Annotated in this window: 1 protein-coding gene; it reads left to right on the top strand. The window is 64.0% G+C overall.

The genetic code is table 11. The features are described 5' to 3' along the window. Positions 1-34 precede the first annotated feature (34 nt). Positions 35-13,969, top strand: a complete 13,935-nt coding sequence (locus tag PSH65_RS14705) for a non-ribosomal peptide synthase/polyketide synthase (RefSeq protein ID WP_305426723.1) — start codon at positions 35-37, stop codon at positions 13,967-13,969. The last annotated feature ends 5 nt before the right edge of the window (positions 13,970-13,974 follow it).

Raw genomic sequence — 13,974 nt, 5'->3', positions numbered from 1 at the left:
GCGCCATTGCCCCTTTTTTTGCAGGACGCTTTCAATGACCACCGAAAAAACCACCCACAATCCGATTGAAGACATCTACCCGCTATCGCCGTTGCAGCAGGGGATGCTGTTCCATTCCCTGCTGCACGAAGATTCCGGCGTGTACCTGATGCAGGATCGCTACCGCATCGGCGGGGCCATTGATGAAGTCGCGTTTCTTGAATCCTGGCGCCAGGTGGTGGCGCTGCACCCTTCCCTGCGCGCCAGTTTTCAGTGGAAAACCCAGAAGCAACCGGTGCAGGTGATCCATCGCGAGGTCAAGGTCCCGCTGGACACCCTCGACCTGCGCGGGCTCGCCCCGCACGAACAGGAAACGCGGATTCGCACGCTGCTGGAAGACGAGCAGAAAGTCGGTTTCAACCTGTCGAAGCCGCCGCTGATTCGCTTCCGTCTGGTGCGGTTGGCCGATGAGTCCTACGAGTTCATTCGCAGCTTTCACCACATCCTGATGGATGCCTGGTGCATTTCCCTGGTGACCGTGGACTTCCTCAAGGTCTATGAAGCGCTCTGCAACGACCGCACGCCTGAGCTCAAGAGCCCACGGCCGTTTCGCGATTACATCCAGTGGTTGCAACGCCAGGATGCGGGCAAGGCCGAGCAATTCTGGCGCGGCCAGCTGCAAGGGCTCAATGCCCCCACGCCGCTGACCGTAGACAACGGCGTGGCCCGTGACCGCTACACCGATGCGGTGCTGGTGGACGATCAGCTGATTCACCTGAGCGAGCAGGAAACCCAGGCGCTGGCCGCGTTCTGCCGTAGCCGCCGGATTACCCCGAACACGTTTTTCCAGGGGGTCTGGTCGTTGCTGCTGTCGCGCTACAGCAGTCAACGGGACGTGCTGTTCGGCGTCACCGTGGCCGGTCGTCCGGCTGAATTGGCCGGGGTGGCGGAGATGATCGGTCTGTTCATCAACACCCTGCCGCTGCGGGTGTCGGTGGATCCCGAAGCATCGCTTGGCCAGTGGTTGAGCGCGCTGCAACGGCTGAACGTCGACATGCGTGATTTTGAGCACACGCCGCTGACCGACATCCAGGGCTGGAGCGATTTCCCTCGCGGCGAAACCCTGTTCGACAGCATCCTGGTGTTCGAAAACGCCCCGATCGACGAGCAGATTCTGGAAGGTGGTTTCCAGTTCAGCCTCGAGGGCATGGATCACAGCGTGCACACCCACTACGGTTTGACCGTGGTGATTTTGCCCGGCGAACAGCTGGGCATTCGGGTGTCCTACGACCGCGAACGTTTCGAGGCGCCGACCGTGCAGCGCCTGCTCGGCCATATCGCCAGCCTGGTGCGCGGCATGCTCGCCGCACCGGATGCGCCGCTGGGCAGTTTCGAACTCCTGGCTGTCGATGAGCGCCAGCAATTGCTCGGCGAGTGGGCGGTCAACCCCCACGACTTCCCGCTGGATCAAAGCTACGCCGAACTGTTTGCCGCGCAGGTCGCCCAACGGGGCGAACAGATTGCCGCGATCTGCGACGGTGAATCCCTGACCTACGCCGAACTGGATCAGCGAGCCACCCGCCTGGCGCACGCCTTGCGCGACGCCGGCGTCGGTGAAGATCAATTGGTCGCGCTGGTTGCCCCCCGTGGCCTGGCGCTGTTGACCATGATGATTGCCGTGTTCAAGACCGGCGCAGCAATGCTGCCACTTGAAGTCAATCATCCGCCGGAGCGTCTGCGGGAAATCCTCAGCCTGTCTCGCGCACCGTTGCTGGTAGCCAGCGAAGGTTGCAGCGGCCTGCTCGATCAGTTGCTCAGCGGCCTCGATCAGGCGCCAAAAGCCCTGTTTGCCGAAGCCTGCTGGACGTCCGGCAACGATATGCCGCTGCCATTGCTCGGCAACCCGGACAGCCTGGCCTACGTGCTGTTCACCTCGGGTTCGACCGGTACGCCTAAAGGCGTGATGATCGAACAACGAGGCATGCTCAATAACATCTTCGGCAAAGTGCCGGCCCTGGGGCTGAACGCCGAAGACCGGATTCCACAGACCGCGTCGGTGGCTTTCGACATTTCCGTGTGGCAGTTCCTCGCCGCGCCAGTACTCGGCGCCACGGTGCACATCCTGCCGGACGACGTGGCGCACGACCCGCAACGTCTGCTGCAAGTGCTTGCCAGCGAACGCCTGAGCGTGCTGGAAATTGTCCCGAGCCTGATGCGCACGCTGCTCGCGCTGTGCCCGTGCGACCTGCAATTACCCGACCTGCGCTGGGTGCTGCCCACCGGTGAAGCCCTGCCGCCGACCGTGGCCCGGGACTGGTTTGCGCGCTTCCCCGACATCGACTTGATGAACGCCTACGGTCCGGCCGAGTGCGCCGACGACGTGGCCTTCCAGCCGATCTCCGAAGCGCCGCACGCCAACGTCAGCCACATGCCTATCGGCCAGCCCACCGCCAACAACCGCTTGTACGTGTTGGACGAATCCCTGCGGCCGGTGCCCGTTGGCGTTGCCGGGGAAATCTGTGTCGGTGGCGTCGGCGTCGGTCGCGGCTACCTGCACGATCCGCAGCGTACCGCTGATGCGTTCATCGACCATCCTCAGTTTGAAGGGCGCCTATATCGCACCGGCGACCTGGGCCGCTGGCGCGCCGATGGCGTGATCGAATACCTCGGCCGTCGCGACCAGCAGGTGAAATTGCGTGGGCACCGGATCGAACTGACCGAAATCGAACACCGTCTGGCGCAGCACCCGAATGTGCGCGAAGCCGCCGTATTGCTGCGGGAAAACACCGTTGGCGAAGCCTGGCTGGTGGCCTACTGGTCGGCCCACGACGACACCTTGGGCAGCGACGGACTCAACGAACACCTGCGCGCGCAATTGCCGCCGTACATGGTGCCGGCCGCCTTCGTGTGCCTGGAGCGCTTGCCGCTGAACAACAACGGTAAGGTCGATCGCAAGGCCCTGGCCGCTCAGGAACTGAACTGGCAGGCCGACACCCAGGAAAGCATCGCGCCACGCAATGAACTGGAAACCGCCGTGGCGAAAGTCTGGGCCGACGTCCTGGGTCGCGACACGGTGGGCGTGGAAGATAACTTCTTTACCCTCGGCGGGCACTCGCTGCTGGCCACCCAGATCGTTGCGCGCCTGCGCACCCATTTCAAACTCGACTTGCCATTGCGAGTGCTGTTCGAACAACCGACAGTGGCGCTGCTGGCCGTCGCCATCGCCGCCCGCCAGGCCGACGCCGCCGCACCGCAAGCAGCCGCTATCAGCGCGCCGAAAGCCCAGGCGCGCCCGACGCTGCTGCCGCTGTCGTTCTCGCAACAGCGCCTGTGGTTCATCGAGCAACTGACGCCGGGCACGACGCTGTTCAACATCCCGTTCGCCCTGCACCTCAAAGGTGAACTCAACGTCGAAGCACTGCACGCCAGCCTGAATGACTTACTGGTGCGTCATGAAGTCCTGCGCACCGGCATCCGCAGCACCGACGGCGTACCCAGCCAGCACATCAGTGAATCGCTGAACATCGCGGTGCCGTTCGATGATTTGTCGGGTTTGAGCGCCACGGCTCGCGAAGGTGCGCAGTTCAATGCGCTGCAAGAAACCTTTGAGCAACCGTTCGACCTGACCTCGCCGCCGTTGCTGCGTGCACGATTGCTGCGTGTTGCACCGGATGAACATGTGCTGGGCATCGCTCTGCATCACATGGTCTCGGACGCGTGGTCGGCGACCATCGCCCTGCGTGAGCTGGCTCTGGGTTACGAAGCCCGTTGCAACGGCGCCCCCGCCGAACTGCCGACCTTGCCCGTGCAATATGCCGACTTCGCCCTGTGGCAGCGCGACCACCTGCAAGGCGCCGAACTCAAGCGCCAACTCGATTACTGGACCACCACGCTGGATCGTCGCGACAGCGAAGGCAGCCCATTGCTGGCCTTGCCCACCGACAATCCACGGCCGTCGGTGCAAACCTATCGCGCCGGGATCGTGCAGCGTGAACTGAGTGCCGACCTGAGTGGCCGGGTGCAATCCTTCGCCAGTCGCTTGGGCACCACACCGTTCACCGTGTTGTTCGCCGGTTTCGCCGTGCTGATGCACCGTTTGAGTGGCGATGCCACGGTACTGATCGGCACCCCGGTCACACACCGTGAACAACCGGGCACCGAAGGCCTGCTCGGCATTCTGTTGAACAACCTGGCGATCCGTGCCGACTTCGATCAGCAAGCGGATTTCACCACGCTGGTGGGCCAGGTGGCCAAACGTCTGCGCGAGGGCTTGCAGCATCAAGACCTGCCATTCGAGCAACTGGTGGACAGCCTGCAACTGCCGCGCAGCCTCAGCCATGCGCCGCTGTATCAAGTGATGGTCGCGCAGCAATTGGCCATGGAATCGCGGCTGCGCTTCCCCGGGCTGGAATTCGAAGCGCTGGACACCCCGCTCAAACATTCCGAATGCGATCTGGATCTGCACGTGCTGTGCCCGGCCAATGCACCGATTCAGCTGGAGCTGATGTTCGCTCTGGACCTGTTCGTCGCCGACAGCGCCCGTCAGACCCTCGCTCGCCTGGAGCACTTGCTCGAACAAATGCTCGCCGAGCCGCAACGCCCGGTGGCCGCCCTGCCGCTGCTGATGGCGGCGGAATGGCAACGCACCGTGGTCGAGTGGAACCGCACCGAGATGGAAGTGCCACAGCACCTGACCTTCGCTCAGCTGTTTGAACAGCAGGCCGAACGCACCCCGGATCGCGACGCATTGTGCTTCGAAGGCCATAGCCTGAGCTACAGCGAACTGAACCGCCGCGCCAACCAGGTGGCGCATTACTTGCGCAGTCGCGGCGTGGTCGCCAATCGCCCGGTGGCATTGTGTGTCGAGCGTTCGCTGGAACTGTTGGTCGGCCTGCTGGGCATTCTCAAATCCGGTGGTGCCTATGTGCCGCTGGACCCGACCTATCCGGTGGATCGTCTGGCGTACATGCTTGAAGACGCGCAACCCGCGCTGTTCCTCGGTCAGCAGGGTTTGCTGGAGCAATTGGGTGCCGAACTGCCGCGTTTGCGTCTGGACAGCGACGCCGCGCTGTTCGCCGATCAGCCGGACAGCAACCTGACGCCACTCGCCGGTCCCGAGGACCTGGCGTACATCATGTACACCTCCGGCTCGACCGGTAAGCCCAAGGGCACCCTGGTCACCAACGGCTCGGTGGTCAATCTGGCGTGGGCGCGCATCCATGGCCTGTATCGCCGCTACACCGATCAGCCGATGCGCACCAGTTTCAACTATTCGTTTGCCTTCGACAGTTCCGTAGCCGAGCTCATCCTGCTGCTCGATGGCCACAGCCTGTACCTGACCCCGGAAGAGGTGCGCTACGACCCCGACGCCTTGGCGCGGTTTTTCCGCGAAACCCGTCTGCAAGCCTTCGAGTGCACCCCGGCGCAGCTCAAGGCCTTGCTCGAAAGCGACGGCGTACGCCGTGGCGAGGTGTACCTGCCGCGCTTCGTGCTGTTCGGTGGCGACGCGGTGGACGCGCAACTCTGGCAGCGCCTGCCATCGATTGCCGGCAGCCGCTTCTTCAACACCTACGGCCCGACCGAATGCACCGTGGATGCGACCGGTTGTGCGGTGGACGACTTCCCGGCACGTCCGATCATCGGGCGGCCGATCGCCAACGTGCGCACTTACGTGCTCGATGCTTTTCTCAATCCGATGCCGGTCGGCGTTCCGGGCGAATTGCACATCGGCGGCGCCGGCGTGACCCTTGGCTACCTCAACCGCGCCGAACAGACCGCGAAGGTATTCATCGACGATCCATTCTCGCCTTTAGAGAGTGCGCGGATGTACAAGTCTGGCGACCTGGTGCGCTGGCTGCCCGACGGCCAGCTCGAGTACCTGGGGCGCATGGATCATCAGGTGAAAATCCGTGGTTTTCGCGTCGAGCTGGGCGAAATCGAAGCCTTGATCGGTGCCCAACCGGGCGTGCGTCAGGCGGTGGTACTGGCCCGTGAAGACGTGCCCGGCGACAAGCGTCTGGTGGCTTATGTCACCTGCGACCAGCAGGCCGATATCAATGCCTGGCGCAAAACCATCGGCGCGGCCCTGCCCGACTACATGGTGCCGTCGGCGTTTGTGCTGCTCGATGAGTTGCCGCTGACCGACAATGGCAAACTCAATCGCAAGGCCCTGCCAGCGCCGGACATTCAAGCGGCGCCAGACGCCCTGGACCCACCGCGCACCGTCGCCGAACAGCAACTCGCCGCCCTGTGGGCCGAGCTGCTGAACGTGCCGCTGACGCAGATCGGACGCGACAGTCACTTCTTCTACCTTGGCGGTCATTCGTTGCTGGCGGCCGTGCTGTTTGCCCGACTGCGCCAACAGTTCGCCGCGGTTCCGCCGCTGCGTGCGGTGTTTGAACACCCGACCCTCGACGCGTTGGCCGCCCTGTTGGGTGATCCGCTGCAAGCCCCCGAGGCCACCTTCGTCCCGGCGGCACGCCCGGCGCGCCTGCCGTTGTCGTTCGAACAACAACGCTTGTGGTTCCTCGAACAACTGAGCGCTGGCGGTGGCGAATACAACGTGGTCAGCGCCGTACAGTTCGACGGTGAGCTCAACACGCTGGTCTTGCAGTCCGCCCTGAACAGCGTGGTTCAACGCCACGAAATCCTGCGCAGCCGCATCGTGCGCGATGGCGACGGCGAGTTGGCGCTGGTCATCGAACCGCAGGTCAACATCACCTTGCGCATGACAACACTGGAAGCGGCTACCGACGACACTTGGCAACTGCTGACCGATGAGGCCATCCACGCCGAAACCGGGCACCGTTTCGACCTGGCTACCCAAGTGCCGGTCCGTGCCACGCTGGTGCAACGCAGCGGACGCGACCAGGCGTTGCTATTGCTGACTGTGCACCATTGCGCCACTGACGATGCGTCCAGCCAGAACCTGTTGAATGAACTGGCGCAGTTCTACGCCGCCCAATGCCAAGGCACCGTCGCCGTACTGCCGAACCTGGCCCTGCAATACCCGGATTACGCCCTCTGGCAGCGCGAGCCCGGTCAACAAACAGTGTTCCGCAACCAGCTCGAATACTGGCGCACCCAGCTGGAAGACGGCAATTATCTGTTGGACCTGCCCACCGAACAGGGTCGTCCAAACCAGCTCGCCCCTGCCGCCGGTGCCGTGCAACTGCAACTGCCGCAAGAACTGGCGGGACGCTTGCGTCAGTTCGCCCAACAACGCGGTGCCACCCTGTACATGCTGATGCTCAGCGCGGCGCAATTGTTGTTGGGGCGCTACGCCAACCAGCGCGACGTGCGTGTCGGCAGCCCGGTGGCCCAGCGTCCACTGGCCGAACTGCAGCCGCTGATCGGTTGCTTCGTCAACACCCTGGTGATGCGCGCCGACCTCGATCCGACGCTGGATTTCGAAGGTTTGCTGAGCCAGGTGCGCAACCGCGTGCTGGACGCGCAGCAGCATCAGGACGTGCCGTTCGACCAAGTCGTTGAGCACCTGGCACCGGAACGCAGCCTCGGTCAGACGCCATTGTTTCAGGTGCTATTCGTGATGCAGAACGCTGACTCGTCGGCCAGTCACTGGCCGCAGTTGCAGGTGCGCGAACGGGCGGTGACCGCCCAAGCCACCAAGTACGACCTGAACTGGGAAGTGCATGACGGCGAGGTGCTGTCGGTGTTGCTGGAATACCGCGCCGCGTTGTTCAGCGAAACCACGGCCCAACGTTGGCTCGCGCAATGGCAAGAGCTGCTCGAAACCATGCTCGACGCGCCACAGACTCGCCTCGGCGACTGGTCACCGTTGGCGGCGTCTGAGCGTCAACGTCAACTGGTTGAGTGGAACGCCACCGAACGTCAGTACACCGGTCCGACCAACCTGCATACGGCGCTGACCCAACAGGCTGCCCTCAGCCCGAATACCCCGGCGCTGGTGTTCGAAGGCCAACGCCTGAGTTATGCGGAACTGGATCAACGCGCGCAAGCCGTTGCCCGCGCCTTGCGTGCTGCGGGCATTGGTGCCGATCACATCGTCCCGGTGTGCATGGAACGTTCCGTGGAGCTGGTAGTGGCCCTGCTCGGCATCGTGCATGCCGGCGCCGCGTGGTTGCCGCTGGACCCGGAATTGCCTGCCGCCCGTCTGGCCTTCCTGATCGAGGATGCCGACGCTCAGGTCACCTTGACTCAGCCACAGTGGCTGGCGCGTCTGCCGGTCGGGCACACCGCTTGGACCCTCGACACCCTTCCGCAATCGCCTGCGGGCGAGCCGATCAGCGTCAGCGCCAATGATCTGGCCTACGTGCTCTACACCTCCGGTTCCACCGGCCAACCCAAAGGCGTGATGAACGAACACGGCGCCTTGATGAACCGCCTGTACTGGATGCAGGACGCCTTCCCGATTGGCCCGAACGACCGCGTCTTGCAGAAAACCCCCTACAGCTTCGACGTGTCGGTGTGGGAATTCTTCTGGCCGCTGATCACCGGCGCCACGCTGGTGGTCGCCCGTCCGGACGGTCATCGCGACCCGGCCTACCTCAGCGCATTGATCCAGCAGGAACAGGTCACCACCCTGCATTTCGTGCCGTCGATGCTGCGGGCCTTTGTCGAAGAACCGAGCCTGGTCAACTGCCACAGCCTGCGTCAGGTGTTCGCCAGCGGCGAAGCGCTGCCGGTGGATCTGGTGCGGCGTTTCATGAGCCAACACCCGGCGGCACTGGTCAACCTCTATGGCCCGACCGAAGCGGCGATCGACGTCTCGGTATGGCGTTGCTCGGTGGACAACGTGATCGTGCCGATCGGCAAACCGATTGCCAACCTGCGCCTGTACATCCTCGACGAGGCTCAAAAGCCATTGCCCATCGGCAGCATCGGCGAGCTGTACATCGGTGGCGTCGGCGTCGCTCGCGGTTACCTGAAACGTCCGGACCTGACGCGGGAACGCTTCCTCGCCAGCCCGTTCATCGACGGTGATCGCCTGTACCGCACCGGCGACCTTTGCCGCTTCCTCGCCGATGGCAACATCGAATACCTGGGGCGTCTCGACCATCAGGTGAAACTGCGCGGTCAGCGCATCGAACTGGGGGAAATCGATGCTGAACTGCTCACGCAACCGGGCGTTCGCGACGCTGCCACTTTGTTACTTGATCAACGCCTGGTGAGCTTCTGGTGTGGTGACGCCGATGAATCCGCACTGCGCGCGGCATTGAGCGACAGCCTGCCCTCGCACATGCTGCCAAACCTTTGGGTGCAACTCGACAGCCTGCCGCTCAACAGCAACGGCAAGCTCGATCGCAAGGCGTTGGCTGCCACGGCATTGCCTGAAACCAAAAGCGACCAGCCACACACCGCGCCGCGCAACGCCACCGAAACGGTGCTCTGCGAGTTGTTCAGCGAAGTGCTGGAATGCCCGTCGGTGGGGATCGAAGATCACTTCTTCCATCTCGGCGGCCACTCTCTTCTGGCCACCCGCCTGGTCGCCCGGGTCCGTGAACGCCTGGGCGCCACCCTGCCGTTGGCGCTGGTATTCGCCCAACCGACGGTGGCGGCTTTGGCCGGTCATCTGCGAGCGGCGATGCCGGGTGAGCTGATCACCGCACAACCGCGTCCGGCACGACTGCCGTTGGGTCTGGCTCAGCAGCGTTTCTGGATGCTCAGCCGTCTGGTGCCGGATTCGCGCGAATACCACATGCCATTCGCCCTGACCTTGCGCGGCGACCTTCAGGTCCAGGCCTTGCGCGAAGCCTTCGAGCAGGTCAGCGAGCGCCATCTGGTGCTGCGCAGCCGCATTGTCGAAGTCCAGGGCGAGCCGCAGTTGCTGATCGACGATCACGGACCGGCGCTCGTCGTCACTTCGGTCGCTACACAGGACTGGACGGCGGCGTGCGCCAATGCGCAGAACGAGCTGATGACGCCGTTCAATCTGGCCGCCGTCGCACCTTGGCGTGCGCACCTGTTGCAACGTCAGGGCAGCGACGAAAGCCTGTTGCTGGTTTGCCTGCACCACAGCGCCACCGACGGTTGGGCGATGCAATTGCTGATCGACGAACTGGCCCAGGCCTACAGCGCCGGCCTTAAAGGGCAGTCGCCCGCCTGGAACGTGCTGGACGTCGACTATGTCGATTTCGCCCTGTGGCAACAGCACCCGGACACCCAGGCTCGACGCAATGACAGCCTGGATTACTGGAAAAACCACCTCGGCCAGGACGACTACCAACTCGACCTGCCGCTTGACCATCCACGCGGTGCCGAAGCGGATCGTCGCGCCCGACAACTGACCGTCAACCTCGGCGCCTCGCGTGCCGAAGCCATCCGCCAGTTCGCCCGCCAACGCGGCACCACCAGCTACGTGGTACTTGCGACGGCACTGAGTGCCTTGCTCGCCCGCTACAGCGGTCAACGCGACATTCGCCTCGGCACCCCGGCGGACCAGCGCGACCAACCGCAAACCCAGGCGTTGCTGGCGTGCCTGGTGAACACGCTGGTGATCCGCAGCGAAGTCGATCAACAGGCTCCGGCCGAGCAGTTGTTGGCCAGCCTCGAGGCAGATCTGCGCGCGGCCCAGGCCCATGCCGACCTGCCGTTTGCCACCCTGGTCGGCGCCGTGGCCCAGCGCCGCGACCTGAACCGCACGCCGCTGTTCCAGGTGATGTTCTCCCTCAACCACGGCCGCATGGACAGCAGCCAATGGCCGGGTCTGAGCATCGAAGAGCAGACGCTGCCGGTGATCGACGCCAAGTTCGAACAGAGCTGGGAAGTCCAGGACGATGGCAGCGACATGACCCTCGCCCTTGAATACCAATCGGCGCTGTTTGACGAGTCGACGATGCAGCGCTGGAGCGCGCAATGGTGTGCCCTGCTGGACGCGCTGGTGACAACGCCGGAGCTAGCGCTGGTCGAATTGTTCCCGCAACAACAGGATCAGCAGCAACTGGATCGCTGGAACGCCACCGAACGTCAGTACACCGGGCCGACCAATCTGCATACGGCGCTGACCCAACAGGCTGCCCTTAGCCCCAACGCTGCGGCGCTGGTGTTCGAAGGCCAACGCCTGAGCTACGCCGAACTGGATCAACGCGCGCAAACCGTTGCCCGCGCCTTGCGTGCCGCCGGTATCGGCAGCGGCGCCATCGTTCCGGTGTGCATGGAACGCTCCGTGGAGCTGGTAGTGGCTCTGCTCGGCATCGTGCATGCCGGCGCCGCGTGGTTGCCGCTGGATCCGGAACTGCCCGCTGCGCGCCTGGCGTTCCTGATCGAGGACGCTGACGCCCAAGTCACCTTGACTCAAGCGCAGTGGCTGGCGCGCCTGCCGGGCGGGCACACCGCCTGGACCCTCGACGCCCTGCCGCAAGCGCCAGCGTTTGAGCCGATCAGCGTCAGCGCAAGCGATCTGGCCTACGTGCTCTACACCTCCGGTTCCACCGGCCAACCCAAAGGCGTGATGAACGAACACGGCGCCTTGATGAACCGCCTGTACTGGATGCAGGACGCCTTCCCGATTGGCCCGAACGACCGCGTCTTGCAGAAAACCCCCTACAGCTTCGACGTGTCGGTGTGGGAGTTCTTCTGGCCGCTGATCTCCGGCGCCACCCTGGTGGTCGCCCGTCCGGACGGTCATCGCGACCCGGCCTACCTCAGCGCATTGATCCAGCAGGAACAGGTCACCACCCTGCATTTCGTGCCGTCGATGCTGCGGGCCTTTGTCGAAGAACCGAGCCTGGTCAACTGCCACAGCCTGCGTCAGGTGTTCGCCAGCGGCGAAGCGCTGCCGGTGGATCTGGTGCGGCGTTTCATGAGCCAACACCCGGCGGCACTGGTCAACCTCTATGGTCCGACCGAAGCGGCGATCGACGTCTCCGTATGGCGTTGCTCGGTGGACGACGTGAGCGTGCCGATCGGCAAACCGATTGCCAACCTGCGCCTGTACATCCTCGACGAGGCTCAAAAGCCATTGCCCATCGGCAGCATCGGCGAGCTGTACATCGGCGGGGTCGGCGTCGCTCGCGGTTACCTGAAACGCCTGGACCTGACCGAGGAGCGTTTCCTCGCCAGCCCGTTCATCGACGGTGATCGCCTGTACCGCACCGGCGACCGTTGCCGCTTCCTCGCCGATGGCAACATCGAATACCTGGGGCGTCTCGACCATCAGGTGAAACTGCGCGGGCAGCGGATCGAACTGGGGGAAATCGACGCGGCGCTGCTGAACCAGCCGTTGATAACCGGTGCCTGCACACTGGTGATCGACAACCGATTGGTTGCGTTCTACAGCAGCAACGCGCCGCAATCGCGCCTCGACACATTGCTTGCCGCCGAATTGCCGGCGTACATGGTGCCGGCGGTGTGGGTCGAAGTGCCGACCTTGCCCCTGACCACCAACGGCAAGATCGACCGTAAAGCCTTGGCAGCCTTGCCATTGCCGCAAACCCAGGAAGATTACGCCGCACCGCGCAACGAACTGGAAACCCTACTCTGCCAACTGTTCGGTGAACTACTCGGCGAAGCCTTGACCGGTGGCCGTGAAGTCGGCACCTCGGACAGCTTCTTCGCGTTGGGCGGTGACTCGATTCTCGGTTTGAAGCTGATCTCCCGACTGCGCGAACAGGGTTACTCGCTCACGCCAAAAGACCTGTTCCGCTCGCCGACCCCGGCCGCGCTGGCGCAGGTGGCCAGCCCGTTGCTGACCCTGGCCGAGCAAGGTGACGTGACCGGTGCGATGCCGTTGATGCCGTTGCATCAGTGGTTCTTCGACCAACAACAGCCGCAGGCGGCGTACTGGAATCAGTCGGTGCTGGCCGATAGCGATCGTCATCTGCAGCCGGCCCTGGTGCAAGCGACACTGGATCGGATGGTCGCCCACCACGATGCCTTGCGCCTGCGTTTCGCAGAGGTTGACGGGCAATGGCAGGCGCACATCGCACCGGTATCGCCCGCTCAATTGACCTGCTGCGAACACTCTGAACAACTGCAGCAAGTCGCACAAAGCCTGGACCTGCAACACGGCCCGCTGTTCGCCGCGGCCCTGCTGGAAGGCGAACCGCAACGCCTGTATCTGGTCGCGCATCACCTGGTCGTCGACGCAGTGTCGTGGACGCCGCTGCTGGAAGATTTCCAGCAGCTGTATCAAGGGCTGGAGCGTGGCGAGAATCCAAGCCTGCCGGCGAAAACCACGTCCTACCGTCAATGGGCCGAGCACCTGCACGCCCATGCCGACAAGGTCAGCGCCGAACAGCGCTACTGGAACGCCCAGACCGCAGTGAACACCGCGCCGGTGGCCACGGTCGCCGAGCGTCAGACCTTGTCGGCCCGTTGGGATGCGGCTCGCACTCATCAATGGCTGACCGAGTCCCACGCCGCGTATCGCACGCAACCGGAAGAACTGCTGATCGCCGCCCTCGCCGCCACCCTGGCGGAAGCCGAAAGCCGCAGCGACATCGTGGTGGATCTGGAGCGCCATGGTCGCGATGCGCCGTTCGAAGGCCTGGATGTCAGCCGCACCGTCGGCTGGTTCACCACCCTGTATCCGCTGCGCGTGAATTCCAGCGGTGCCCCCGGCGACCGGGTGCGCAACGCCAAGGAAGCCTTGCGCGCCGTGCCGGGCAATGGCCTCGGTCACGGGCTGCTGCGCCAGCGCGGCGCATTGCCGCCAAGCCGTGGTGATGTGCTGTTCAACTACCTGGGGCATGAGCAAACGCCACAGGGCTGGTTGCGCGCCAGCAGCCTGACCCCGCCGCCAGAAGTGGCACTGGCCAACCGGGTGACCCATGGCCGTGAAGTGGTGGCGTGGCTGGAAGACGGCGTGTTGCATGTCGAATGGCACAGCGTCACGCCGAGCGCCGACAGCCGCTTGCCCGCTCGCTTGCTGGAGCATCTGCAAGCGCTGGTCGGGCATTGCCTCGACCCGCAGGCCGGGACGCTGATGCCGTCAGACTTCCCGCTGGCCAAAGGCATGAACCAGGCGACCCTCGACACCCTGCTCAAACGCCTGGGGCCGAAGAAGTGAGCCCC

The sequence above is a fragment of the Pseudomonas sp. FP603 genome (genome assembly GCF_030687415.1).
In the GTDB taxonomy this organism is placed as follows: Bacteria; Pseudomonadota; Gammaproteobacteria; order Pseudomonadales; family Pseudomonadaceae; genus Aquipseudomonas; species Aquipseudomonas wuhanensis.
The sequence above is the reverse complement of the archived record's forward strand: the minus strand, read 5'-3'. Positions and strand labels throughout refer to the sequence as shown.